Below are 24,055 nucleotides of genomic sequence, written 5' to 3' on the forward strand. Positions count from 1 at the left end.
GATCAGGCGTCCAGCTGGCGCGACAGGATGGTGGAGAACTCGTCGGAAAACGCCTCGTAGCCGCCAACGATACGGTCGGCATCGCCCGAAAGCTTGTTGTAGAAGATCACGGCAGGAATAGCCGCAAGCAGACCGAGGGCCGTGGCCACCAGTGCCTCGGAGATACCGGGAGCCACGACGGCCAGCGAGGTGTTCTGCGAAATCGCGATTTCCTCGAACGCCACCTTGATCCCCCAGACCGTCCCGAACAGACCCACGAAGGGCGCGGTGGAACCGACCGTTGCAAGGAAGGGCAGCCCGTTATTGAGCTTCTCGCTTTCCTTGGTGATCGCCACATCCATCGAACGCTCGATCCGCGATTGCGCACCGGCGATCAGATTGCCGTCCTGACGGTGGCTGCGACGCCATTCCAGCATACCGGCGGCAAAGATCTTCTCGCTCGCGCCATCGGGGCGGGTGCCGATCTGCTCGAACAGCTCGTCCAGCGGCTCGCCCGACCAGAAGGCCTGATCGAAAGTCTCGGCCTCGCGGCGGGCCGCGCGGAACGAGATGAATTTACGGATGATGATCGCCCAAGACCAGAAGCTGGACAGCATCAGCAGGATCACCACGAGTTTTACGGTTAGGGAGGCACGGGCAAAAAGGGCAAGCAGCGAGAAATCCATCTGCTGCGCCGCGCCAAGCACGTCTGTTTCCATCAGTCTACTGCTCGTCAAATAGGGGCCGCGTTTGTCGCGGGTTGATTGGCAGCGATTTTAGCGCACATAAAGGGGCTACGCCATAACATCTACGTCACCTAGGGCCAAATTGCGCACCTAATGCAGGCTCGGAGCCAACTTCCGGCGTATTTCGGCAGATATCCGCTGCGCCGCCCCTGCCTCGTTCAGGCATACAAGGGTGACCTGCGCGGCAAAAAGCACCTCTCCCGCGCGTTTGACCTCCTGCGCAAGCTGGATCCGCGCGCCAGTTTCGGCCAGCAGCGTGGTCGAGACAACCAACTCGTCATCATATCGGGCAGGCTTGAGATACTCGGCCTCGACACGGCGCACGGCGAACACCGTGCCGGTCTCCGCCTTCATCCGCGCCTGATCCACACCAAGCGACCGGACCCATTCGCTGCGCCCGCGCTCGATGAATTTCAGGTAGTTGGCATAATAGACGATCCCCGCCAGATCGGTATCTTCGTAATAGACGCGGATCGGAAATTCAAAAGCCATCTCAAGACCTTACTTATGAATCCGTTAGTTTTTCGGGGCCAGTTTCGCCTCGGCCATATCCTGCACCATGCGGGCGCTGGCGGCCTCGGCTTTCTCGCGCATCAGATTGGCACGGGCAAAAAGGCGCAGCGCATGGGCGGCCTCGTCGGCCACGGGCGGCATGACCGGATCATAGCTGGCGGCAATCAGCGCCGCCACCTCGGGGCGCAGCACAGCGGCCCCGCGCGCCAGCCCCAGCGGAGACTGCGCGGCCCATGCCTCGCTTCCCCATGCGAGAATCATCTGCACCGCCTGCCCCAGCGCGATCGTCTCGGCAGGCACCTCGGCCATAGCCTCATCCATCCGCACGAAACTGAAACAGGCCCGAATGGCCCCCTGATCATCGAAGCGGAAGGTGCGGTAATGGGTCGCCCCCGCATCATCCAGACGCACAACCAGATCCTGCAGACCCGGCAGCATATGATCGAGGTTCGGAACCTCCAGGAGTTCCTGCCAGTCACGGAAGAAGAAGATCATCAGATTGGCCCCGAGCTCCGGATCGGTCTCGGCCAGCTTATGGCCCGACAGCGCCACGACCGCCTCCAAAGCGCCTTTCATGATCTGCAGCGTCTCTTCCTGCACGCCGAAGACGATCGGCACGATCGGCCTGCCCCAGCGCGCGAAATGGTAATGCCCATCCGTGCGGGTAAACAGGGCGGTGATCTCTTCGGGCGTCAGGCTACAGGCTTCGGTCATGGTGGTCCTCGTCTCTTGATCGCGATCATAGGGCGTCGCGCGGGCGAGCAAAAGGCGTCATTCGCCCCTGTCGCCCGACGCGGCCCCTATGGCTAGAAACCGGCATGGGTTTCCAGAAAGGCCAGTTCGGGCTTGGTGCTTTCGCGCTTGAGCGCGGCATTGCGATGCGGAAACCGGCCAAAACGCGCAATGATGTCGCGATGGGCTTCGGCAAAGCGCTGCCCTTCCGCATTCTGCGCCGCCGTATAAAGCGCGAGCGCGCGGTCCTGATCGGCCAGTTCCTCGGAATGCATGAAGGGCAGGTAGAAAAAGGCAGCCGCTGCCGGATCCACCTCTTTCGCGACAGCCGCATCGAAGCCTTGCGCCAGCGCCGCATCCGCCACCGCCCGCGCCTTGGCATCGCTAGCAAAGGCATGGCCGGTCCCGCGGAACATGTTGCGCGGAAACTGGTCGAGCAAGATCACCAGTGCCAGCGCCGACTGCGCGGCCTGCTGCCAATCCGCCAGCGCGCCCTGCGCCGCATCGGCCTGCAAGGCGGAGAAACGGTCGCGGATCTCGCCGTCGAACCGCTCGTCTTTGACAAACCATTTTTCGCGATTTTCCGGTGCGAACCAGAATTCCAGAACATCCTGCGCGCGTGATGGTGCCATGTTGGCCTCCTTTGGCTACGGGTGGAGCCTATAGATAGGCCGAAGCGACGACAGCCCCAATACAAGGCGCAAAAAATAACGGGCACCGCGACGGGTGCCCGTTGGACGCTCCGGCCCGAAACCGGCTCAGGCGTTCTTTTCGGCCTGTAGACCTTTGACGATGGAATAGCACATCACCAGCAGAACAACGGTAAAGGGCAGCCCTGTCGAGATCACCATGGATTGCAGGGCCGAAAGCCCGCCCCCCAGCAGCAGCACAATCGCGACCACGCCCTCGAAGGTCGCCCAGAACACCCGCTGCGGAACGGGGGCATTGACCTTGCCACCTGCGGTGATGGTGTCGATCACCAGCGAGCCCGAATCCGAGGAGGTCACGAAGAACACGATCACAAGGATCACCCCCACAACCGAGGTGATCTGCGACAGCGGCAGCGCCTCCAGCACGCGGAACAGTTTCACCGAGATATCGGCATCCACGGCGGCCTGATAGCCGTCCTGAATGACCTGCTGCAACGCGACGCCCCCGAAGATCGACATCCAGACCACACAGGCCAGCGACGGGATCAGCAGCACACAGACCACGAATTCGCGCACCGTCCGCCCGCGCGAGACACGCGCAATGAACATGCCCACAAACGGCGACCAGCTGATCCACCATGCCCAGTAATACGAGGTCCAGCCCTGCACGAAGCGGGTATCTTCACGCCCGAACGGGTTCGACAGCGCCGGAAGCTCGGTCAGGTAGGCACCAAGGCCGGTGCCGATATCGCCCAGAAGGGTCAGCGTCGGGCCGGTGAACAGCACGAAAAGCAGCAGAACCAGCGCGAGGATCATGTTGATTTCCGACAGTTTCTGCACGCCCCCTTCCAGCCCGCGCAGCACCGAGACAAGCGCCACAGCGGTAATACAGATGATCAGGATCACCTGCACCGTCGTCGAGATCGGAATGCCCAGCACGGCATGCAGACCGGCATTGGCCTGCGTGGCCCCCAGCCCCAGCGAGGTTGCCAGACCGAAGAGCGTGGCAAAGACCGCCAGAATATCAATGATATGGCCCGGCCAGCCCCAGATCCGCTCGCCCAGGATCGGATAGAAGGCCGAACGGATCGTCAGCGGCAGCCCCTTGTTATAGGAGAACAGCGCCAGAGCGAGCGCCAGCACCGCGTAGATGGCCCAAGGATGCAAGGCCCAATGGTAGATGGTCGCGGCCATGCCCAGCTTGAAGGCGGCCTCGGTATCGCCTTGCGCCCCGCCCAGCGGTGCGCCAGCCGCCCCTGCGAACGAGGTCGAGAAATGGGTCAGCGGCTCCCCCACGCCATAGAACATCAGACCGATGCCCATACCGGCGGCAAACAGCATCGCAAACCATGCCGGATAGCCGAAATCCGGCGTGGCCTCCGACCCGCCCAACCGCACCTTGCCCCAAGGCGAGACAATCAGGAACAGACTGAACAGCACGAAAATGTCGCCCGCCGAAAGGAAGAACCAGTCGAACCCGCCCGTGACCGACGAAAAGAGCCAGCTGAACAGGGACTGGGCCGTCTGGGGGAAGACCAGCGTAAACAGCACGAATAACACGACAGCCACAGCAGAGATGGCGAAGACCGGATTGTGGATATCGAAATCCAGTCTGCCGACACTGCCTTCGATATTATCCTGTCCGACGGAATAGTCGGTGTCGATCGGGGCGGCGTCGCCCTCGGGGGCGGGCACACCCAAATCCTCGTCCTGATCGATTGTCTCTGCCATGCAGCGTCTCCTGTCCTGTTTCCTTTGTCGCTCCGGCGCGGTCAGTTGCGGACCTGCCCCCAAGACCCCGAGGCCGGATCGGGTGCGCGGGCCCCCAGATACGGCAAGAGCGCAATGCCGTGCGTGTGCGGCTTTGCGTGTAAAGGCCAAGATGACAGCCCGACGCGACCCGTAAGTGCCAAAAGCGACGCGAAGTGTCGCTTATGAGACATTGCGTCCAAAAACTCCACCACTGAAACAAGCAAAAATCCGCCGGGTTCCCGGCGGAGGACAGAAATATGCGGATTCTATCGGAAAAGCGGCGTGTCAGCGGCTTCGCAGGGGCACCACTTGCTGCACGATCCCGACGAAGAGCAGATAGAGCGAACTGAGGATCAGCCCGAAATGCACCCATGCAGGCGAATGGAAATTGGTCCATGCCGCAATGGCCGCGAAGACCACCCAGGCCAGCGCGATCGGCAATGACAGCGCGCGCCAACGCTCTGTCCTGACCGGATGGATGAATTTCAACGGCAGGAACATCGCCACCGTACAGATCAGCACCAGCACCAGAATAACCGGCGGGGTCGGCGCCACAGCAAACACGACCAGCGCCACCATATTCCAGCAGCCCGGAAAGCCGGAAAAGGAATTATCTTTGGTTTTCATGCGTGTATCCGAAAAGTACACAACGCTGAAATAGGTGATAGCCACCACCACAAGCCAGCCCGGCCACCCCGGAAGCAGGTCGGATTTGAACAGCGCATAGGCGGGAATGAAGACATAGGTCAGATAGTCGATGATCAGATCCATCAGGACCCCGTCATAGACCGGCGCGTTCCGTTTGACATCATAACGCCGCGCAAGGGGGCCGTCGATGCCATCCACAACAAGCGCCACAACCAGCCACAAGAACATGACGCTCCAGTTTCGCTCGACGGCTGCATCAAGAGCCAGAAGCGAAAAGACCGCTCCGGTTGCAGTGAGAAAGTGAACGGAGAGAGCTTTGGTGCGTAACATCATAATTCGGGTCATGCCGCAAACGCCCCGTTCGATCAAGCAAAGACATAGAACCCCAAGTCTCTTCCTGAAACTGTGGCGCAATCGCGCCGACCGTCACGCCAGCGGATAAAGAAGGGCGGCAGAGCCGCCCCTCCCGTTCAAGCCATGTCTATCGGGCCAGACCTCAGCCCTGCGACACGTCTCCCAGCGTTTCTGCCAGAAGTTGCTCGAACTGCTGAACACGACGCATGTCATCCTGCACATCCGCCGTCTCGGCATCCTCATTGGCTGACTCTGCCAGAGATTCGACCAAAGATTGCGCAGTCGAAACGCCGTCTTCATCATCGGAAGGTGGCGGGCCCGGTGGTGGGCCCATCATGCTGGCAACGCTGCTTGTGCTCTCTTCGGTTCCCGAAACGGTCTCGCCACTGATCGAGGCATCATAGGCCGCCTGCTCCATGGTCGACAGCTCGCCATCGCCATCAAGATCGAAGACCTCTTCGTCGCTGGTCAGCGTGGTGGAGCTTGTCGTGGAGGAAGAGGACGAGGTCTCGCTCGTATCGCCAAACAGGGAAACAAAGAGGGATTCGGTATCAGCGCCACTGCCAGACGAGGCGGGAGGCGCCGGAGGAGGAGCCGCAGAAGCCTGCGTTTCCTCTACGGTTGTGCTATCGTCGTCTTCCGTTGTCGTCGTGCCGGCCTGTAAAACCTGCAAACTCGACGCAACGCCTACACTACCGGCAAGGGTTGATACGTCCATAATGCGTTCCTTTCTGAACATGAAACGTATCCTAGGTCTGCGCCCGCAAAATGAATGAAACCTTTCCAGAACATGGTTAACCCATCGACTTTCCTGATCGGAAGCCGGTTTACAATTAAAACTTGACCTAACGATAACGGAAGGCCGCCCAAACAGCGCGTTCCTATCAGCGCCTCGGATGGGCGGCGCGGTAGACCTCCATCAGGCGCGCCTGATCAACGGCGGTATAGACCTGCGTGGTGGCAAGGCTGGCATGACCCAGCAGCTCCTGAATGGCCCGCAGATCGCCCCCCGCACTCAGCAGATGGGTGGCGAAACTGTGCCGCATGGCATGTGGCGTCGCCGTTGCAGGCAAGCCCAAGGCCATCCGCGCCTGCTCCATCGCCTTGGCGATCAGCCGTCCGTTCAGCGCCCCGCCCCGCTTCCCGCGGAAAAGGGGCAGATCGGCCGCGACCGGATAGGGACAGAGCCACAGATAGCTTTCCACCGCCGCGCGGGCAGCAGGCAAAAGCGGCACCATCCGTTCCTTGCGCCCCTTCCCCATGATCCGCAGACTATCACCCAAAGGCAGATCGGCCCCGGTCAGCGACAGCGCCTCGGAGATCCGCAGACCACAGCCATAGAGCAGGGTCAGCACGGCAACATCGCGCGCGGCCACCCACGGGTCCTGCGCCTGAAGATCCACCTGCGCGATCATCGCGACCGCCGCATCCTCGGCCAAGGGGCGCGGCAATTTGCGCTGGAACCGTGGCGGACGCACCGAAAGCGGTGCCGTCGCATCGAACCCCTCGCGATCGGACAGCCAGCGGACAAAGCTTTTGACCGAAGACAGCGCCCGCGCCAGCGAGCGCGCCGACAGCCCCCGCCCCCGCTCATGCGCCATCCATGCGCGCATATCGGCCGTGCTCAGCCGTGCAAGACGTGCCACCCCGAGCGACTCGCCCTGATGGACATGCAGAAAGGTCAAAAACCCCCGCAGATCACTGCCATACGCGAGAATCGTCTGCTCTGATGCGCCCTCAAGCCCGCGCAAATGCGCAAGCCAGCGCTGCATCGCATCCCGCAGGGCGTCCGACATTCCAAGCATTTCCTACCCCAGAAACCGTTGCATCATACGTTCGAAAACGGCACCGAAAAACCCAAGAAGCTCCGTCCCCTGTGACAGCCTGAACCGCTGGGGATCGACAGATCCCAGCACCAGCATGGCCGGCAACCGCCCCCTGCCCAGATCCAGCGCGATCACCGCCTCCGAAAGGATTTCCCCGACCCTGCCCGATCCACAGGCATGAACAGGGCTTCCCGCCGGAACGACCCTGCGCAGCACGACACGCTCGGGCACAGCCATTCCTGCGGCGCGCATATATTCGCCGGCAAAGCCCGGTTCGGCCAGACACAGGACATTCCCCAGATGCCGTAACGCCGGATCAGCCTCGGAGTGATGGGTTTCCAGCACCAGCCGGAGGGTGTCGACCTCCAGAATCTCTGTCACCTCGCCCTGCAGCGCCTCCAGAAACCCGCGAAAACCGGAGGGCTCCGGATGGGAGGGGACCCGATCGAACGGCCCCAGAAGCGCCAGCACCGCACGATGCACCTGAGTGGTGCCGGCAAGGTTGTCATAGGCGGCAGCGATGACCGAGCGATGGGTATCCTCGAGCCGGTCGAGCCGCATCTCGAGCCGCCGCAGCGCAACCGATCGCAGGTCGACAACCCTATCATCCCGCGCGGCTCCGCCCGCCCCGACAAGCACCTGCATCACGGCAGGATCATCCAGAACAAGGTCTGGCTCGGACAGAATTTTCTCGCGTAGAATTTGCGCCAAACCGGCCTGTGTCATCGCAAGCATCCCCAGATTTCAAGACCTTAGGCGAATATATCAAGTTCTTGCTATTTTCCCAAGGGGGCCGTGCAAGACTGTTTCAGGAATATTATCATATATCACCAAAATTGGTTATTTAACCCGAATCCAGAACGGCAAATGATATTTTGGGGTTACTCTCTTCCAAATAACGAGTTACATAAAACAATCATGCTTAGTTATTCTATTGCAGATATCCGGCTCCGCTTGCAGGAGCAGCTTCGGCGGATCGGGGTTTCCATGCGGCAGGCCTCTATCAGGGCTGGAAAATCCCCGGGGTATCTCCATTCCGTGCTCAAGGATGGAAACGATCCGACCATCAGCAGCCTGACCGAAATCTGCCATACCAACGGGCTGAACCTGCCTTATATACTGTTCGGTGTGCATATCGATGACGAGGCGGAAACGCTGCTGCGTCTGGCCCAGACACATCCGAACCGCCGTCACGCGCTGATGACATTGCTGGGCGACCCCGCCTTGCCGCAGGATCTGGCCTAAAACCGCCCGTCCCTGTTCCGGTCTTTCGCACATACCGGCGCAGGAAAAAGGGGCCTTCCGGCCCCCTTCCCACCGATCTTCCTCTTGGAGGATCAGATGATTTTCTGGCCGGTTTTCGCCCAGTCCGCCATGAACTGCTCGAGCCCTTTATCGGTCAGAGGATGCTTGACCATCCCCTTGATCACGGCCGGCGGCGCGGTGATCACATCGGCCCCGATTTTCGCACAATCGGTGATATGGTTGACCGAACGGATCGAGGCCGCGAGGATCTCGGTCTTGAACTCGTAATTGTCATAGACGGTGCGGATGTCTTCGATCAGCTCCAGACCATCAAGGTTGATGTCGTCCAGACGCCCGATGAAGGGCGAGATGAAGGTCGCGCCCGCTTTGGCGGCAAGGATCGCCTGTGCGGCAGTAAAGCACAGCGTGACATTGACCATATGGCCTTCGGATGCGAAAGCCTTACACGCGGTCAGACCGTCCCAGGTCAGCGGAACCTTGATCGCGATATTGGGGGCAATCTTGGCAAGTTTCAGACCTTCTTCGATCATGTCCTTGGCTTCGGTGGCAACCACCTCTGCCGAGACCGGACCGGTGACCATGTCGCAGATCTCTTTGGTCACTTCGAGGATATCGCGCCCCGATTTCATGATCAGCGAGGGGTTGGTGGTCACGCCATCGACCATGCCGAGGTCGTTGAGTTCCTTGATGGCGGCCACATCGGCCGTATCGACGAAGAATTTCATGAGTTTCCTCCAGATGGGCTGGTGCGGCACTGATAGCGCAAAACCTCTGGCCGCGAAAGGGTGGTTGTCGCGCATTCGGGGGGCTCTGCCCCCCTTGGCCTGCGGCCAATTCCCCCCGGGATATTTGGGGCAGCTGGAAAGGGGGGCCGCATGAGCGGGCAGGACTGGTTTACGGACGGGGCGCGGGTCTCGGTTCTGACGGCGGAGCCGGTCGGGCGGCCACTGGATTATCTGGCGCCTGAAGGGGGCTGCTGGGCGGGCGCCTTTGTCATGGTGCCTTTGGGGCCGCGCAAGGTCTTGGGCGTTGTCTGGGGGGCGGGCGATGGGGATTTTGCCGCGGCCAAGTTGCGGCGCGTTTTACAGGTGATGGATGTGCCGCCGATGAAGGCAGAGATGCGGCAGTTCCTGATGAGGATGGCCGCCTATACGATGACGCCCCTGCCGCAGGTTTTGCGGCTGGCCACCCGTGCGCCGGGGCTGTTTGACGCGCCGGGGCTGCGCAAGATCTACCGTCTTGGGTCGGGCGAGCCGTCGCGGATGACCGATGCGCGGGCGCGGGTGTTGGAGGTTTTGCGCGACCATGGCGGGGCGGGCTTTCAGTTGGGAGAACTGGCCGCTTTGGCGGGGGTGACGACATCCGTGGTGAAGGGCATGCTGGCCTCTGGCGCGGTGGTGGAGGCGGATGTGCCGCGCGATGCGCCCTTTGAACGGCTTGATCCGTCCTTGCCGGGCAAGGTGCTATCCGAGGCGCAAAGGGCCGCTGTGGCACGGCTGGAGGATGGGTCTGGTGGGTTTGCGCCGGTTTTGCTGAAGGGTGTGACGGGCTCGGGCAAGACGGAAGTTTATCTGGAAGCGGTGGCCGATTGTCTGCGGCAGGGGCGGCAGGCTTTGGTGCTTTTGCCCGAGATTGCCTTGTCATCGGAGTTTCTGGCCCGGGTGGAGGCGCGGTTTGGGGCAAAGCCCGGCGAATGGCATTCCGGCGTGACCCAGACCGAGCGGCGGCGGTTGTGGAAAGCCACGGCCTCGGGCGAGGTGCAGATGGTGGCGGGGGCGCGTTCGGCGCTGTTTCTGCCCTTCCGCGACTTGGGGCTGATCGTGGTGGATGAGGAGCATGACACCTCCTACAAGCAGGAGGAGGGTGTGTTGTATAACGCCCGCGATATGGCGGTATTGCGGGCATCCCTGTGTGGGGCGCAGGTGGTTCTAGCCTCGGCCACGCCATCGCTCGAGACCTGGGCCAATGCCGAGAGCGGCAAATATGCGCGGGTGGATCTTGGCGCGCGGTTTGGCGCCTCCAAGCTGCCCGAGATGCGGCCCATCGATATGCGCAACGAGAGCATCGAGAGCCAGCACTGGATCGGCCCGACGTTGGTGGGCGCGGTAATCGACCGTGTGCGCCGTGGCGAGCAGGCGATGCTGTTTCTCAACCGTCGCGGCTATGCGCCGGTGACGATCTGTCGGGCCTGCGGGCATCAGATCGGCTGTGACCATTGCGATGCGCGGATGGTGGAGCACCGCTTCATGAAGCAACTGGTCTGCCATCAATGCGGCGAGACGAAACCGATCCCCACGCAATGTCCTAATTGCAAGGTCGAGGGCAAGCTGGCGCCCGTCGGCCCCGGTGTCGAACGTCTGGCCGAGGAGGTGCGCGAACGTTTTCCCGACAGCCGGATGGCAGTGCTGTCGTCTGATCTGTTCACCACCGCGCGGGCGCTGAAGGAGGCGATTGCCGATATTGCCAATGGCGGTGCGGATATCATCATCGGCACGCAGATCGTGGCCAAGGGGCATAACTTCCCGAAGCTGTCGCTGGTGGGGGTGATTGATGCCGATCTGGGGCTGCAGGGGTCCGACCTGCGCGCCGCCGAGCGTACTTTCCAGCTTATGCGGCAGGTGGCGGGCCGTGCGGGCCGCGCCGAGACCGAGGGGCTGGCGCTTTTGCAGACCTATCAGCCCGAGCATCCGGTGATCCGTGCGATTCTGGGCGGCGATGAGGAAGCCTTCTGGCGCGCCGAGGCCGCCCAGCGTCAGGCGCAGCACGTGCCGCCCTATGGGCGTATGGCGGGGATCATCCTCTCGGGGCCGGATCTGAAGCCGCTGTTTGACATAGGCGAGGCGCTTTCGCGCCAGTCGAGACCGCTGCGCGAGATCGAGGCCACCGTCTATGGCCCGGCCCCTGCCCCTGTGGCGCGGGTGCGCGGACGGCACCGCGTGCGGCTGCTGGTGAAGGCCGACAAGCGGGCACCTTTGCAAGCGGCCCTTGCGCGTTGGGTGGCACAGGTGCGCCTGCCCAATAATGTGCGCCTTGCGATCGACATCGACCCGCAAAGTTTCATGTAGGGCAAGGTTTCATGTGAAACGGTCCCTTAGCGCCCGCGCGCCTCGGCCAGCAGGCGATAGCTGTCTTCCGGCCCCTTCGGCACGATACGCGGCGGGTTAAGCCGTTTGATCGCGTAATAGCCCGCCTTGATGTGATCCAGATCGACCGTCCCGGCCACGCCCGGCTGGTTCAGCATCCGCACCATATGGGCATAGAGCGCCGGATAATCGCGCAGCATCTTCAGGTTGGTCTTGAAGAGCCCGTGATAGGCCACGTCAAAGCGGATCGAGGTGACGAAGATCCGGATATCGGTCTCGGTCAGGCGGTCGCCGTGAAACCACGGGCGGCCATCCGACAACACGGCTTCCATCCGGTCCATCTCGGAGAAAACACCCGCCACCGCCTCGTCATAGGCCGCCTGAGAGCTGGCAAACCCCGCCTTATAGACCCCGTTATTATAGGCGTCATAAATGCGGGCAGACGCCTTGGAGATCTCTGTCTCAATATCCTCGGGGCGCAGGCACGGGGTCTCGGGGGCAAGCCCTTCGAAGGCTGCGTCGAACATACGGACGATATCGGCGCTCTCGTTATTCACGAGGCTATCGGTCTTCATGTCCCACAGCACCGGAACCGTCGCGCGGCCTGTGTAATGCGGATCGGCGCGGGTGTAGAGCTCGTGCAGATAGGTCGCGCCATGCAGCGGATCGGCCTCCGCCCGCTGGAAGCCGCCAAATTCCCAGCCCTGATCGCCCAAGCGTGGATTGACGACAGTCACCTCGATGAACGCCTCCAGCTTCTTCAGCTTACGGGCCATCAATGTGCGCGAGGCCCAGGGGCAGATATAGGCCACATACAGACGGTAGCGCCCGGCTTCGGCCTTATAGCCGCCCTGCCCCGTGGGACCGGCCGACCCGTCCGGCGTGATCCAGTTGCGAAACCCCGAGACCTGTCGCACGAAGCGTCCCTTATCATCGGATTTCTGCACCGGCTGCCAGTCTTCGGTCCATGTGCCATCAACGAGCATTGGCCATCTCCTTGGCTTTCAGTGTCACCGGCAGCCCCCAAGGGTCCACCAGTGTGGCAGCACCGCCCAGCGCCGCCAGGGCTTTGGCCTCACCGCGCAGGGTCAGCCCCGACAGGCCGGTGGCGGGGCGCGAAACGGCCCCTGCGCCCCGCGAATTCCAGATGTTGGTGGCGATATGGTGGTGATAGCCGCCCCAACCGAAGAACTTCGCTCCCGGATAGTCGTTCATCACCGAAAGGCCCAGACGGTCACCATAGAACTCCATCGCAGGCGCAAGCCCACCCACCTGCAGATGCACATGGCCAATAGTCATCCCCTTTGGGGCGCCAAACCATTTGCCCGAACGCTGGTTGTGCAGATCCTGCAGATCCAGCGGCTCGGTCACCATATGGATCTGATCGCCCATACGGATCCACTGGTCGCGCGGGCGGTCGACATAGACCTCGACGCCATTGCCCTCGGGATCGGCCAGATAGATCGCCTCGGACACCGAATGGTCGGATGCGCCCTGCAAAGGTGCCCGACGCGCCACCGCATTATCCAGCCAATCGGCAAGCGCACGGCGCGAGGGCATCAGGAAGGCCGTGTGGAACAGCCCCGCCTCGCGGTGGCTGGCCTTGCGGGCCGCACGATCCGCCCGCAACTCGACCAGCACGCGCCCATCCGCGCCATAGTGGGCCACCGTGCCATCCGATGACAGACGCGCCAGACCCAGCACGTTTTCATAGAATGCGCCCACGGATTTCAGGTCGTGGACCGTGAGGGTGACATGGCCGACCTCGATCGGTGCATCACTCGTTGCCATTTCAAACCTCCTGCCACCCGCGTGGCGTTACAGGATGCGGGAAGCCTCCTCCCCGCCCCGCAGTCCAAGCTATCAGCGACGGAACAGGCGATGCGTCGGGAACAAGGCAGCCGCGCCATCCCCCAGCAGGGCCATCATGCCCATGACGGCGGCCCACATTACCGGATATTCCCAGCCGCCACCGGCATTGGAGAAGGTGAAGCCATTGGCGATATGGGCGGCCATCGCAGCCCCCAGAAGCAGCGGCACGAAGAGCGCCGAAACGAGACGCGGCAACAGGCCGAAAATCAGGGCCAGACCACCAAAGAACTCCGCCGTCATGGTCAGCAGACCTACCCAGCCCGGCAGGCCGAGGCTCTGGAAGTAGCCGGCGGTGCCTGCGGGGGTGAAGATGAAATATTTGATCAGCCCGTGGGTCACGAACAAAGCCCCCGTCGTCAGGCGAAGCCCCAGAATGCCCAGCGGGGCAAGGCGGCTGGTGGTGTCAGGCTTGGCCGGAGCGGCTGCGTTATCGAGTGCGATATGTACCATTGTCTTCTCTCCATCATCCGGCAGATCCGCCGGAAGTATTGCGGGCCTCCCGTGCTGGCCCTTTCGATGAAGACACTATGACGTCGATCATTTGCCAATAAAATGATCTATAAAAGGAAACACTATCGCTATTATGTTCCTAAACAACTCCGTTTGATCGCAGCCAGCATCCTTTTGCGGATCAGACCGCTGACCGGCCGGATCAGATACCAATAGGGCGTCAACCGCACCTTGGCCGCACCATCCAGACAGTAGATACGCGTGCGGGTGGTCAGGCGGGGGCGATTGTCGCCCTCAACATGGAAATGCATCACCAGCTTGACGGAACCGGCCCGGTCATAGGCGTGAAGGGCGGCCAGATCGGGCAGCGGGTCCTGACCGTAGCGCGCCTGCCAGAACCGTCCGACCATCCCGAAAACCGCCTCGTCGGGGCCCTGAGCCAAGGGCGTGAAATGCGTCAGATCGAACGGCTTTTGCGCCACGGGCTTGCCCCGCAGGCGCCCGATCAGCCGTGCGGGCAACTCCCTGAGGGTGATGGCTCCACGGATAAAACCGTCCTGTCGGGGATCATAGGCCAGCGCCTCTGCCAGTATCCGCCCGGCAGGGGCCGGAATGGAAACCGAATGGGTTTCCTGAAAATGGAACTCGGGAAGAATGTCATCGATAATCATATGAATCTCCGCTGCGGATTGTATGTTACAATCCACAACAGAACACCGGATTCAAGCGGCGGTTACACCTCGATCGAGCCCACCGAGCCACCATCGACCCGCCAGTTCGCTCCGGTGACAAAGCTCGCCCTTTCCGAGCACAGAAGCGCGATCACGGGAGCGACCTCTTCGGGCTTACCGCGACGCCCCAGCTTCAGGAAGGGACGTTCTTCCTTCAGGAAGCTCTGGATCGCCTCGTCCTTCGACACGCCAAGCTCTTTCGAACGTTTCTCCATCATCCCGTCGGTCATCGGGGTTTCGATGAAAGCAGGGGCCACACAATTCGCCATCACCCCCTTGGAGGAATGCGCCAGCGCAATGGATTTCGAGAAGCTCAGCAGCGCCGATTTCGCACAGTTATAAACGGTTTCATCCGCATAGGGCTGGGCGACATTCTCCGAGGTCACAAAGACCATCCGTCCCCAACCGCCCCTGATCATCGCGGGCCCGATATGGCGGGCCAGACGCACGGCAGACAGGAAGTCGATATTCAGCGCTTCGGCCCAATCCTCTTCCGTCATCTGTAACGGATCGCCCTTGGCCCCCGTCACACCGGTCGCATGAACCCAGATGTCGAAATCGGTGCCGATTGTGTCGATCAGCGCGTCCACCCCTTCGGGTGTCGAAAGATCGGCAGCCACGGCCTTCGCCCCCAGCGGCTCGGCCACGGCATCAAGCTTTTTCTGATCCAGATCGGTCAGGACAAGATCGACCTTTTCCTCGGCCAGAAGCTTGGCGGTCTCGTGCCCCATGCCCCCCGATGCTCCGGTAATCAGCGCGCGCCGTCCCCTGATGTGCAGATCCATGTGCAATTCTCCTGATTGAATGCTGTCGACAGGCCAACGCCCCCGCCCCCGCCCGCTGTTCCAAGAGAGCCGATCACGCGCCCGCGAGGCCGCCCGCAAGAATGCGTAGCGAGGGCGCGTGGCAATGACCTCGAAAACAAGGCTTGCGAAAGAGGCGAAGATTTTCTATATGCCCCCTTGAGAGGTTGGCGCGGGCGAGCGCCTCGCCAACCCGGTCAGGTCCGGAAGGAAGCAGCCGCAACGAGCCCCGCTTGGGTCGCTGTCCAGCCTCTCACCTCTTCCCCCACAGCTTCAGTTTCTCTTCAGGTCCATCACCGAAGGTGCCGCCAGATGTCGGCGGCGCAAGGATCAGCTGATATTTGCGTGAAGGCGCAAATTTATCAGACAGAATATAGCCCGTCCGCCGTTGAAGCATAACAAGACGAATAAGTTAGTGGACCGGGCCGTATGACGCAAAGACTGAAAATCACTCGCGCGAAGCTGATATCTCTTGCAGGTATCCTCCTGATCGCGGCAGGCGTTTTTGCGTGGTTCCACAGCCATAGCAATGCCGCTCAGGAGAGCGAGGTGCAGACCGTGACCGTCGCGCGCGCCAATGTGCAGAAGACGGTTCTGGCGACGGGGCTTATCGAGGCGGATGATCTGGTTTCGGTCGGGGCGCGGACCTCGGGGCAGATCGAGACGCTGGCGGTGGAGATCGGCGATACGGTCAAGTCCGGTGATCTGATCGCCCAGATCGACAGTCTCGAACAGCAGAACACGGTGGCGCAGGCCAAGGCCGATCTGGACGAGATCGATGCAGAGATCACCTCGAAGGAAGCCGAGATCAAGGTGGCGCAACTGGATGTCACGCGCCAGACGGGGCTGAATTCGCAAAAGCTCTCGGCCACCTCCGATCTGGAAACCGCGCAGGCCACGCTGGATATGGCCAAGGCGGGGCTGGTCTCGTTGCAGGCACAACGCGCCCGTGCGGTGATCGAGGTCTCCTCTGCCGAACTGGATCTGGACCGCACCAAGATCACCGCGCCGATTGACGGAACGGTGGTCGCCATCGTCAATGGCGAGGGCACCACGGTGAATGCCAGTCAGGATGCGCCGACAATCGTCAAGCTGGCCAAGCTCGACAAGATGCAGATCAAGGCCGAGATCTCCGAAGCCGATGTGATCAATGTCAAAGCGGGCCAGAAGGTCGAGTTCTCGCTGCTGGGCGATCCGGACAAAACCTATTCGGCCACGCTCGACAAGGTCGAACCGGCCCCCTCGTCGATCGAGGATGACGACGATATCGATACCGATAGCGCGATCTATTACGATGCCCTTTTCACCGTCGACAATCCCGACGGTCTGCTGCGGATCGGCATGTCGGCCAATGTCACGATCATCATTGACGAAGCCGATGACGCGCTGACCCTGCCGGTTTCCGCCCTGCCGCCAAAAGGGCCGGATGGCAAATACCGCGTGCAGGTCATTGGCGCGAATGACAAGCACGAGATGCGCGCGATCACGGTCGGGCTGGAGAACTCGACCACGGCGGCCATCACCGACGGCCTCTCCGAAGGGGACAAGGTCGTGCAGATGACCGCGCCCACCGGCCCGCCCCCTTCGGACAATTCGCAGCGGCGCGGCGGTCCGGGCGGTGGCCCGCCGATGATGGGCATGTGAGGCACAGACCATGGCATTGATCGAAATTTCCAATATCCGCCGCGCCTTCGCGGCAGGCGATCAGGAAGTGACCGTTCTGCATGATATCGACCTCAGCATCGAGGCGGGCGAAATGGTGGCGATCATCGGGCAGTCCGGCTCGGGGAAATCGACCCTAATGAACATTCTGGGCTGCCTCGACCGTCCGAATGGCGGCAGCTACCGGTTTGACGGTGCCGAAGTCGGCCAGATGTCGGATGAGGAACTGGCCGAACTTCGCCGCGCGCATTTCGGCTTCATCTTCCAGCGCTACCAGTTGATGCCCGAACTGGATGCCGTGGAAAATGCCGAGATCCCCGCTGTTTACCGTGGCATGTCACGTGGCGCACGGCGCCAGCGGGCACAGGATCTGCTGACACGGCTGGGGCTTGGCGACAGGCTTAGCAACCGCCCCGGCGCACTGTCGGGCGGGCAGCAACAACGGGTCTCGGTGGCCCGCGCCCTGATGAATGGCGGCGAGGTGATCCTTGCTGACGAACCGACCGGCGCCCTGGACAGCCAGTCCGGCAAGGACCTGATGGCGCTCTTGCAGGAACTGCATGCCGAGGGCCATACCGTCATCATCGTGACCCACGATCCCGAAATCGCGGCCCAGACCGAGCGGGTGATCGAAATCCGTGACGGGTGCATCATCGACGACACCCGCAAGGCCCCGCTGCGCCAAAGCACAAGGATGACACCGCCGCATGAGGGCGCAGGCGGCATCGGCGTCTGGCTCGACCGGCTGCGCGAGGCCGCCCGCATGGCGATGAAATCCATCGCCGCCCATAAGCTGCGGTCCTTCCTGACCATGCTGGGCATCATCATCGGCATCACCTCGGTGGTTTCGGTGGTGGCTTTGGGCAATGGCTCGCAACAGAAGGTGCTGGAAAACATCGCCTCTATCGGCACCTCGACCATCTCGATCCGTCCGGGCACGGGCTTTGGCGACAGGCGTGCCAATCGGGTGGAAACACTGGTGGGCGGCGATGCCACGGCGCTGGAAAGCCTGTCGCTGGCGCAAAGCGTATCGCCGGAAGTTTCGGAAACGGCCAATGTCCTGCATGGCAATGTGACGGCCTCCGCCTCGGTCAACGGGGTAACGGCGGGCTATTTCGACTTGGGCGCCTATAAGGTGACCAAGGGGGCGGTGTTTGACGAAAGCGATGTCACCAACCGCACGCAGGTCGCGGTGCTGGACACGGACGCCGCCGAGACCTTCTTTGGCACCGACAACCCCATCGGCCAGCGCGTGCTGATCGGGCGCATCCCGCTGCAGGTGATCGGTGTGGTGGAAAGTTCGGGCGCAAGTTTCGGACCGCAATCGATCAAGATTTTCACCCCCTACACCACAATGATGGTGCGGGTGACCGGCGCCGACACGGTGGATTCGATCACCGTTCAGGTCAATGACGGCTACGATATGGATCAGGCCGAAACCGAGATCAGCAACCTTCTGGAACAGCGCCACGGCACGGTCGATTTCTTCCTGCGCAATTCGGATACGATCCGCGAAACGATCCAGTCCACCTCGAAAACGCTGACCTATCTGATCTCGGCCATCGCGGTGATCTCGCTGATCGTGGGCGGGATCGGAGTGATGAACATCATGCTGGTCTCGGTCACCGAGCGCACCAAGGAGATCGGCATCCGTAAAGCGGTGGGCGCGCGACGGTCCGATATTACCGCGCAATTCCTGATCGAAGCGGTGATGGTCTGCATATTAGGCGGGGCGCTGGGGGTCGGGCTGGCCTTTGCCATTGGCGAAGTTATCGGCATTCTCTCACCCAGCACGCGGCTGGTCTATTCGGGCATGACCATTGCTGCGGCCTTCACTTCGGCCACGCTGATCGGGATCATCTTCGGCTACCTGCCTGCCCGCTCGGCCTCGCGGCTGGATCCGGTGGTGGCGCTTGCCCGAGAGTGAGTGATCACACCTTGCCCGCGGGCGGCCCAATCCCTAGATTGGCGCCAACCAAAGGAGAGGCCATGACAGACGCGATGGGAACCGACGCCCCCGAGAAAGGCGGCTATCAGGTTCTGGCCCGCAAATACCGCCCCGCCACCTTTGCCGATCTGATCGGTCAGGAGGCGATGGTGCGCACCCTCAAGAATGCCTTTGCGGCGGACCGGATCGCGCATGCTTTCGTCATGACGGGCATCCGGGGTGTGGGCAAAACCACCACCGCGCGGATCATCGCCAAGGGGCTTAACTGTATCGGGCCGGATGGCAAGGGCGGCCCCACGACCGAGCCTTGCGGGGTCTGCGAGCATTGCCGCGCCATCGCGGAAGGCCGCCATGTCGATGTCATGGAGATGGACGCAGCGTCCCGCACCGGCGTCGATGATATCCGCGAGATCATCGAAAGCGTCCATTACCGCGCGGCCTCGGCCCGCTACAAAGTCTATATCATCGACGAAGTGCACATGCTGTCCACCAATGCCTTCAACGCGCTGTTGAAGACGCTGGAAGAGCCGCCTGCCCATGTGAAATTCATCTTTGCCACCACCGAAATCCGTAAGGTTCCGGTGACGGTTCTGTCGCGCTGCCAGCGGTTTGACCTGCGCCGGATCGAGCCAGAGGTGATGATCGACTATCTCTCCAAGGTGGCCGCCAAGGAGAACGCCCAGATCAATGCCGACGCGCTGGCGCTGATTGCGCGGGCGGCAGAGGGCTCGGCGCGGGATGCGATGTCGCTGATGGATCAGGCCATTTCGCATGGTGCGGGCGAGACCACCGCCGATCAGGTCCGCGCGATGCTGGGTCTGGCCGACCGTGGCCGCGTGCTGGATCTGTTCGACATGATCCTGAAGGGCGATGCCGCAGGCGCGCTGACCGAGATCGCGGGCCAATATGCCGATGGCGCGGACCCGATGGCCATTCTGCGCGATCTGGCCGAGATCACCCATTGGGTCTCGGTCATCAAGATCACACCCGATGCCGCCGAAGACCCGACCATTCCGCCCGATGAACGTGACCGCGGCATGGGTATGGCCGAGAAGATCCCGATGCGGGTGCTGACGCGGCTGTGGCAGATGCTCCTCAAGGCCATCGAAGAAGTGTCCTCCGCGCCCAATGCCATGATGGCCGCCGAGATGGCGGTGATCCGTGTGACCCATGTGGCCGACCTCCCCGACCCCGAGGCACTGTTGCGCCGCATTCAGGACGGGCCGGGAGTGACGCCCCCCAGCGGTGGCGGTGGTGCGCCTGCGGGTGGCCCCTCTGGTAGCATCGGCGGCATGGGTGGCCCTGCCCCCTCGGGAGGCCCCGTGCATGGCCCCACCATGTCGGGCGAGGGTCAGGTCATGGCGATCCACCCCTATGCCACCACGATGCGCGCGCGCTTTGGCCAGCCCATCGTCGCGGCGGGCAATCTGGCCGTGGCTCAGCAGCCCTCGGCAGAAGAGGCGCTGGCGCGGTTCGACAGCTTCGAGAAGGTCGTGGACCTCATCCGCCGGATGCGCGACATGACGCTTTTGCTGGATGTCGAAACCGGGCTGCGCCTTGTGCGCTACCGTCCCGGCCTGATCGAATTCCAGCCCGCCGAGCGCGCGCCGAAATCGCTGGCCGCCCATCTGGCGCAGCGGCTGCAGAACTGGACGGGCCAGCGCTGGGGCGTTTCGGTCGTCAATGAGGGCGGTGCCGAGACCATCGCCGAGATGCGCGACGCCGACCGGCGCATCGCCGAGAAGGCCGCAATGGATAACCCCCTTGTGCAGGCGATCTTTGCCACATTCGAGGGCGTGAAATTCGAGAAAATCATCTCGTCGGAAGAAATCGCGCAGGAGATGGAAGACACCGTCCTGCACGAGGTCGAAGACGAATGGGACCCTTTCGAGGATCATTGATCCCCGAGATCACTTCAGGAGATTACCCTATGTTCAAAGGTTTGGGCGGTCTTGGCGATATGGCCAAGATGATGAAACAGGCGAAGGAAATGCAGGAACGCGTTCAGGGCCTGCAAGAAGAGATGCAGAAGATCGAGGTCACCGGCGAATCCGGCATGGGTCTGGTGAAGGCGCGTGCGGCGGTCTCGGGCGATCTGCTGGGGCTGGATATCGACCCCTCGATCCTTGTCGCCTCGGAGAAAGAGGTCGTCGAGGATCTGATCCTTGCGGCCATCAAGGATGCGCAATCGCGTGCCAAGGCCCGCGCTCAGGAAGAGCAGAAGAAGATGCTGCAGGATATGGGTCTACCGGCCGATATGAACCTGCCGATCTGACCTGATGGCCGGACCCCGCGACGAAATCGAGGCACTGATTGCGCTGATGTCCCGCCTGCCGGGGTTGGGGCCGCGGTCTGCGCGGCGTGCGGTGCTGCATATGCTCACGCGGCGCGAGGGGCTGATGGCCCCTCTGGCACGCGCGATGGGCGAGGTGGCGGCCCATGCCCGCGAATGCTCTGTCTGCGGCAATATCGGAACGGCCGAGATCTGCGAGATCTGCGCCGACCCCCGCCGCGCCACAGGCGAGATCTGCGTCGTGGAAAGCGTGGCCGATCTTTGGGCGATGGAACGCGGTCAGGCCTTCAAGGGCCGCTATCATGTGCTGGGCGGCACGCTTTCGGCGCTGGATAGTATCGGCCCCGAGGAATTGGGCATCCCCAAGCTGATCGACCGCACCGGCGCCGAGGGTGTGACCGAGGTGATCTTGGCGCTCAATGCCACAATCGAGGGGCAGACCACCGCCCATTACATCGCCGAGGCGCTTGAGGCGCAGGAGATCAACGTCAGTACTCTGGCCCAAGGGGTGCCGATTGGCGGCGAGCTTGACTACCTTGACGATGGCACCATCGGCGCGGCCCTGCGCGCACGGCGGAAGTTCTAGATGCCGGTCTCGCCCGATATCGAGCTGTTCCTGCGCGAACAGCTTGAGGGCCGCGTCCATACGAAGCGGATGTTTGGCGGCTATGGCGTCTATACGGATGTGAAATGCGTGGCGTTTTTGCTCAATGACGCGCTGTTCCTGCGCCCCCTGCCCGAGATCCGCGCCTATATCGAGGGCACGGGGCATGATCTTGTCATGGATGGTCCGGTGAAGGGCGCGAAAAGCTATTACCGGATCGACCCCGACCTATGGGAGGATGGCGACTGGCTGATGGGGCTGATCCGCACGGCCCATGAGGTGATCCCCGCCCCCAAACCCGCCGCCAAACCCAAGGCGAAACCCAAGAAGACGCGCCGCGAATCAGGCAAGGATTGAACCGCCCCGCATTCCCGCGTATCACCGGAGCTGCCCCCAACCGCCACAAGAGGTGAAGATGAACCGGCTCTATCACATGACGCTATCGCCCTATTGCCGCAAGGTGCGCCTGACGCTTGCGGAAAAGCGCATGGAGGTCGAGCTGGTCGAAGAGCGCTATTGGGAGAAATCCCCCGAATTCATGCGCCGCAACCCTGCTGGCAAAGTGCCGATCTTGCGCTATGAGGGCATGCTGATGACCGAGAGTCAGGCCATCTGCGAGTTCCTTGACGAAATCGCCCCCGAGCCGCGCCTGCTGCCGCAAGACCCGATGGGGCGCTATGAAGTGCGCCGGTTGTGCAGTTGGTTCGACGACAAGTTCAACGAAGAGGTCAGCGGGCCGATCATGAACGAGCGCGTCTGGAAGAAGGTCCGCAAGGAAGGCTATCCCGACAGCCGCACGGTCAAGGGGGGCTTGGCCGCGATCAAATATCATATCGATTACATGGACTGGCTTCTTAACGAGCGCCGCTGGCTGGCTGGCGACATGATGTCTCTGGCCGATTTCACCGCCGCCGCCCATCTGAGCTGTCTGGACTATATCTCGGATGTGGATTGGAACCGCTCGCGCAATGTGAAGGACTGGTACGCGAAGATCAAATCGCGCCCTGCCTTCCGCTCGCTTCTGGCCGATCAGCTTCCGGGGATGCGGCCCAGCCCGCAATATGCCGAGCTTGACTTCTGATCCTCTCGTTGCCCTCAAGGCGCGCCTGAACGCACAGGCGCTGGCCGAGGGGTTTTCCAAGATGGGCGTCACCCGCCCCGATGCGATCCCCGAGGCCATGAGCCGTCTGCGCGCCTTTGTCGAGGCGGGCTATCACGGCGATATGGGCTGGATGGAAGAGCGCATGCAGTGGCGCGGTGCCCCCGATGCGCTTTGGCCAGAGGCGCGGTCGGTCATCATGCTGGCCGAGACCTATACCCCCGATCACGACCCGCTGGAGGTCTTGAACCACCCCGAACAGGGCGGGATTTCCGTCTATGCGCAGGGCAAGGATTACCATGATCTGGTGAAAAAGCGGCTCAAACGCGTGGGTCGCTGGCTGATGGATGAGGCGGCAAAGCAGGGCATCGATCCGCAGATCAAGGTCTTTGTCGATACGGCTCCTGTGATGGAGAAACCCTTGGCGCAGGCGGCGGGTCTGGGCTGGCAGGGCAAACATACCAATCTTCTGGGGCGCGATCTGGGGTCGTGGTTCTTTCTGGGCGCGATCTTCACCACGATCCCCCTTGCGCCCGATGCGCCTGACAGCAGCCATTGCGGGTCTTGCCGCGCCTGTCTGGATGCCTGCCCGACAAAGGCCTTTCCCGCGCCCTACCAACTGGATGCGCGGCGCTGCGTGTCCTATCTGACGATCGAGCATAAAGGCCCCGTGCCGGAAGACCTGCGTGCCATGATGGGCAACCGGATCTATGGCTGCGACGACTGCCTTGCCGCCTGCCCGTGGAACAAATTCGCGGCAGACGCGCGCGAGATGCGCTATCATGGCTCCCATCGCGCCCCTGATCTGGCAGAACTGGCGGCCCTTGATGATGCAGCCTTCCGCGAACGCTTTTCGGGGTCACCCATCAAACGGATCGGGCGCAACCGGATGGTGCGCAATGTGCTTTACGCAATGGGAAACTCTGGCCAGAGCACATTTATTAGGCAAGCCAGCGCCCTGACGCAGGACCCCGATGAAACTGTGGCGGATGCGGCCAGTTGGGCATTGGAGCGGCTTACCAAGCCATGCTAGCCAAGCTTAGC

The 24,055-nt window shown here is 62.0% G+C and carries 25 protein-coding genes and 1 other RNA gene; 11 read left to right on the forward strand and 15 right to left on the reverse strand.

What is annotated here, in order from left to right; all coding sequences use genetic code 11:
* Positions 1-2: 2 nt before the first annotated feature.
* From tolQ to AC2ISB_RS10900, 9 genes are all read right to left on the reverse strand, one after another.
* Entirely contained in the window at positions 3-698 is a 696-nt protein-coding gene (gene tolQ / locus AC2ISB_RS10860) for a protein TolQ (protein WP_339108221.1), read from the reverse strand.
* A 117-nt stretch (positions 699-815) separates the two neighbouring features.
* On the reverse strand, positions 816-1,217 hold the full coding sequence (gene ybgC / locus AC2ISB_RS10865; RefSeq protein WP_339108222.1) for a tol-pal system-associated acyl-CoA thioesterase: 402 nt from the start codon (positions 1,215-1,217) through the stop codon (positions 816-818).
* Between the two features lie 24 nt (positions 1,218-1,241).
* A complete protein-coding gene (locus AC2ISB_RS10870) occupies positions 1,242-1,952 on the reverse strand; it encodes a hypothetical protein (RefSeq protein WP_406736045.1) in 711 nt (236 codons plus the stop codon).
* Between the two features lie 92 nt (positions 1,953-2,044).
* Positions 2,045-2,602 carry a DUF924 family protein gene (locus tag AC2ISB_RS10875; RefSeq protein ID WP_486574999.1) on the reverse strand — a complete coding sequence of 186 codons (558 nt, stop codon included), beginning with the start codon at positions 2,600-2,602 and terminating at the stop codon, positions 2,045-2,047.
* Between the two features lie 126 nt (positions 2,603-2,728).
* On the reverse strand, positions 2,729-4,351 hold the full coding sequence (locus AC2ISB_RS10880; RefSeq protein WP_339108225.1) for a BCCT family transporter: 1,623 nt from the start codon (positions 4,349-4,351) through the stop codon (positions 2,729-2,731).
* 306 nt (positions 4,352-4,657) lie between these two features.
* Complete coding sequence (locus AC2ISB_RS10885; protein WP_339109543.1) at positions 4,658-5,353, reverse strand: CDP-alcohol phosphatidyltransferase family protein; 696 nt, start codon at positions 5,351-5,353, stop codon at positions 4,658-4,660.
* Between the two features lie 163 nt (positions 5,354-5,516).
* Entirely contained in the window at positions 5,517-6,113 is a 597-nt protein-coding gene (locus tag AC2ISB_RS10890) for a hypothetical protein (protein ID WP_406721291.1), read from the reverse strand.
* Between the two features lie 145 nt (positions 6,114-6,258).
* Positions 6,259-7,170, reverse strand: a complete 912-nt coding sequence (locus AC2ISB_RS10895) for a tyrosine recombinase XerC (protein WP_486575001.1) — start codon at positions 7,168-7,170, stop codon at positions 6,259-6,261.
* 12 nt (positions 7,171-7,182) lie between these two features.
* The gene (locus AC2ISB_RS10900) at positions 7,183-7,926 is read right to left on the reverse strand and encodes a DUF484 family protein (protein ID WP_339108228.1); all 744 of its coding nucleotides are present in this window, start codon (positions 7,924-7,926) and stop codon (positions 7,183-7,185) included.
* Positions 7,927-8,118: 192 nt separating this feature from the next.
* Between AC2ISB_RS10900 and AC2ISB_RS10905 the strand changes: the two genes are divergently transcribed.
* Positions 8,119-8,445 carry a hypothetical protein gene (locus tag AC2ISB_RS10905; RefSeq protein WP_406736039.1) on the forward strand — a complete coding sequence of 109 codons (327 nt, stop codon included), beginning with the start codon at positions 8,119-8,121 and terminating at the stop codon, positions 8,443-8,445.
* Between the two features lie 92 nt (positions 8,446-8,537).
* Here AC2ISB_RS10905 and fsa read toward each other — a convergent pair whose 3' ends face one another.
* The gene (gene fsa, locus AC2ISB_RS10910; RefSeq protein WP_339108230.1) at positions 8,538-9,191 is read right to left on the reverse strand and encodes a fructose-6-phosphate aldolase; all 654 of its coding nucleotides are present in this window, start codon (positions 9,189-9,191) and stop codon (positions 8,538-8,540) included.
* A gap of 150 nt (positions 9,192-9,341) precedes the next feature.
* Here fsa and AC2ISB_RS10915 point away from each other — a divergent pair, with 150 nt between their 5' ends.
* Positions 9,342-11,531, forward strand: coding sequence for a primosomal protein N' (locus AC2ISB_RS10915; protein WP_486575004.1), 2,190 nt, complete (start codon positions 9,342-9,344; stop codon positions 11,529-11,531).
* A gap of 26 nt (positions 11,532-11,557) precedes the next feature.
* On the opposite strand, the gene AC2ISB_RS10920 is transcribed toward AC2ISB_RS10915, so the two are convergent.
* The 5 genes from AC2ISB_RS10920 to AC2ISB_RS10940 all read right to left on the reverse strand — a co-directional run bounded on the left by AC2ISB_RS10920 (position 11,558) and on the right by AC2ISB_RS10940 (position 15,387).
* The gene (locus AC2ISB_RS10920; RefSeq protein WP_486575006.1) at positions 11,558-12,535 is read right to left on the reverse strand and encodes a glutathione S-transferase family protein; all 978 of its coding nucleotides are present in this window, start codon (positions 12,533-12,535) and stop codon (positions 11,558-11,560) included.
* The gene (locus AC2ISB_RS10925) at positions 12,525-13,340 is read right to left on the reverse strand and encodes a VOC family protein (RefSeq protein WP_486575008.1); all 816 of its coding nucleotides are present in this window, start codon (positions 13,338-13,340) and stop codon (positions 12,525-12,527) included. The genes AC2ISB_RS10920 and AC2ISB_RS10925 overlap by 11 nt, the downstream gene beginning before the upstream one ends.
* Positions 13,341-13,412: 72 nt before the next feature.
* A complete protein-coding gene (locus AC2ISB_RS10930; protein WP_486575010.1) occupies positions 13,413-13,871 on the reverse strand; it encodes a DoxX family protein in 459 nt (152 codons plus the stop codon).
* Between the two features lie 131 nt (positions 13,872-14,002).
* Positions 14,003-14,542: a hypothetical protein gene (locus tag AC2ISB_RS10935; RefSeq protein WP_486575012.1), complete on the reverse strand. Its 540-nt coding sequence runs from the start codon at positions 14,540-14,542 to the stop codon at positions 14,003-14,005.
* 62 nt (positions 14,543-14,604) lie between these two features.
* A complete protein-coding gene (locus AC2ISB_RS10940; protein ID WP_406721297.1) occupies positions 14,605-15,387 on the reverse strand; it encodes an SDR family NAD(P)-dependent oxidoreductase in 783 nt (260 codons plus the stop codon).
* 179 nt (positions 15,388-15,566) lie between these two features.
* Between AC2ISB_RS10940 and ffs the strand changes: the two genes are divergently transcribed.
* From ffs to queG, 9 genes are all read left to right on the forward strand, one after another.
* An RNA gene (ffs, locus tag AC2ISB_RS10945) (signal recognition particle sRNA small type) lies at positions 15,567-15,663 on the forward strand.
* 171 nt (positions 15,664-15,834) lie between these two features.
* Positions 15,835-17,049: an efflux RND transporter periplasmic adaptor subunit gene (locus tag AC2ISB_RS10950; protein WP_339108237.1), complete on the forward strand. Its 1,215-nt coding sequence runs from the start codon at positions 15,835-15,837 to the stop codon at positions 17,047-17,049.
* 10 nt (positions 17,050-17,059) lie between these two features.
* Positions 17,060-18,994 carry a MacB family efflux pump subunit gene (locus AC2ISB_RS10955; RefSeq protein WP_486575015.1) on the forward strand — a complete coding sequence of 645 codons (1,935 nt, stop codon included), beginning with the start codon at positions 17,060-17,062 and terminating at the stop codon, positions 18,992-18,994.
* Positions 18,995-19,056: 62 nt separating this feature from the next.
* Positions 19,057-20,916, forward strand: a complete 1,860-nt coding sequence (locus tag AC2ISB_RS10960; protein WP_486575016.1) for a DNA polymerase III subunit gamma/tau — start codon at positions 19,057-19,059, stop codon at positions 20,914-20,916.
* A gap of 29 nt (positions 20,917-20,945) precedes the next feature.
* Entirely contained in the window at positions 20,946-21,290 is a 345-nt protein-coding gene (locus tag AC2ISB_RS10965; RefSeq protein ID WP_339108240.1) for a YbaB/EbfC family nucleoid-associated protein, read from the forward strand.
* A 4-nt stretch (positions 21,291-21,294) separates the two neighbouring features.
* A complete protein-coding gene (recR, locus tag AC2ISB_RS10970) occupies positions 21,295-21,894 on the forward strand; it encodes a recombination mediator RecR (RefSeq protein ID WP_339108241.1) in 600 nt (199 codons plus the stop codon).
* Positions 21,895-22,269 carry a TfoX/Sxy family protein gene (locus AC2ISB_RS10975; protein ID WP_486575019.1) on the forward strand — a complete coding sequence of 125 codons (375 nt, stop codon included), beginning with the start codon at positions 21,895-21,897 and terminating at the stop codon, positions 22,267-22,269.
* 58 nt (positions 22,270-22,327) lie between these two features.
* Entirely contained in the window at positions 22,328-22,993 is a 666-nt protein-coding gene (gene fzlA / locus AC2ISB_RS10980) for an FtsZ-binding protein FzlA (protein ID WP_339108243.1), read from the forward strand.
* On the forward strand, positions 22,974-24,044 hold the full coding sequence (gene queG / locus AC2ISB_RS10985) for a tRNA epoxyqueuosine(34) reductase QueG (protein ID WP_486575021.1): 1,071 nt from the start codon (positions 22,974-22,976) through the stop codon (positions 24,042-24,044). Before fzlA ends, queG begins: the two co-directional genes overlap by 20 nt.
* Positions 24,045-24,055: the final 11 nt, after the last annotated feature.

The organism is Thioclava sp. NS-SX20, assembly GCF_057380695.1.

Bases quoted from the DNA above. Each gene is read 5' to 3' on its own strand.
- fsa (WP_339108230.1), bottom strand. From the start codon at position 9,191: ATGAAATTCTTCGTCGATACGGCCGATGTGGCCGCCATCAAGGAACTC.
- AC2ISB_RS10880 (WP_339108225.1), bottom strand. From the start codon at position 4,351: ATGGCAGAGACAATCGATCAGGACGAGGATTTGGGTGTGCCCGCCCCC.
- tolQ (WP_339108221.1), bottom strand. From the start codon at position 698: ATGGAAACAGACGTGCTTGGCGCGGCGCAGCAGATGGATTTCTCGCTG.
- AC2ISB_RS10935 (WP_486575012.1), bottom strand. From the start codon at position 14,542: ATGATTATCGATGACATTCTTCCCGAGTTCCATTTTCAGGAAACCCAT.
- AC2ISB_RS10965 (WP_339108240.1), top strand. From the start codon at position 20,946: ATGTTCAAAGGTTTGGGCGGTCTTGGCGATATGGCCAAGATGATGAAA.
- AC2ISB_RS10930 (WP_486575010.1), bottom strand. From the start codon at position 13,871: ATGGTACATATCGCACTCGATAACGCAGCCGCTCCGGCCAAGCCTGAC.
- fzlA (WP_339108243.1), top strand. From the start codon at position 22,328: ATGAACCGGCTCTATCACATGACGCTATCGCCCTATTGCCGCAAGGTG.
- AC2ISB_RS10960 (WP_486575016.1), top strand. From the start codon at position 19,057: ATGACAGACGCGATGGGAACCGACGCCCCCGAGAAAGGCGGCTATCAG.
- ybgC (WP_339108222.1), bottom strand. From the start codon at position 1,217: ATGGCTTTTGAATTTCCGATCCGCGTCTATTACGAAGATACCGATCTG.
- AC2ISB_RS10955 (WP_486575015.1), top strand. From the start codon at position 17,060: ATGGCATTGATCGAAATTTCCAATATCCGCCGCGCCTTCGCGGCAGGC.
- AC2ISB_RS10920 (WP_486575006.1), bottom strand. From the start codon at position 12,535: ATGCTCGTTGATGGCACATGGACCGAAGACTGGCAGCCGGTGCAGAAA.
- AC2ISB_RS10975 (WP_486575019.1), top strand. From the start codon at position 21,895: ATGCCGGTCTCGCCCGATATCGAGCTGTTCCTGCGCGAACAGCTTGAG.
- AC2ISB_RS10885 (WP_339109543.1), bottom strand. From the start codon at position 5,353: ATGATGTTACGCACCAAAGCTCTCTCCGTTCACTTTCTCACTGCAACC.
- AC2ISB_RS10950 (WP_339108237.1), top strand. From the start codon at position 15,835: ATGACGCAAAGACTGAAAATCACTCGCGCGAAGCTGATATCTCTTGCA.
- AC2ISB_RS10870 (WP_406736045.1), bottom strand. From the start codon at position 1,952: ATGACCGAAGCCTGTAGCCTGACGCCCGAAGAGATCACCGCCCTGTTT.
- AC2ISB_RS10875 (WP_486574999.1), bottom strand. From the start codon at position 2,602: ATGGCACCATCACGCGCGCAGGATGTTCTGGAATTCTGGTTCGCACCG.
- AC2ISB_RS10915 (WP_486575004.1), top strand. From the start codon at position 9,342: ATGAGCGGGCAGGACTGGTTTACGGACGGGGCGCGGGTCTCGGTTCTG.
- AC2ISB_RS10890 (WP_406721291.1), bottom strand. From the start codon at position 6,113: ATGTTCAGAAAGGAACGCATTATGGACGTATCAACCCTTGCCGGTAGT.
- AC2ISB_RS10925 (WP_486575008.1), bottom strand. From the start codon at position 13,340: ATGGCAACGAGTGATGCACCGATCGAGGTCGGCCATGTCACCCTCACG.
- recR (WP_339108241.1), top strand. From the start codon at position 21,295: ATGGCCGGACCCCGCGACGAAATCGAGGCACTGATTGCGCTGATGTCC.
- AC2ISB_RS10895 (WP_486575001.1), bottom strand. From the start codon at position 7,170: ATGTCGGACGCCCTGCGGGATGCGATGCAGCGCTGGCTTGCGCATTTG.
- AC2ISB_RS10905 (WP_406736039.1), top strand. From the start codon at position 8,119: ATGCTTAGTTATTCTATTGCAGATATCCGGCTCCGCTTGCAGGAGCAG.
- AC2ISB_RS10940 (WP_406721297.1), bottom strand. From the start codon at position 15,387: ATGGATCTGCACATCAGGGGACGGCGCGCGCTGATTACCGGAGCATCG.
- queG (WP_486575021.1), top strand. From the start codon at position 22,974: ATGCCGAGCTTGACTTCTGATCCTCTCGTTGCCCTCAAGGCGCGCCTG.
- AC2ISB_RS10900 (WP_339108228.1), bottom strand. From the start codon at position 7,926: ATGACACAGGCCGGTTTGGCGCAAATTCTACGCGAGAAAATTCTGTCC.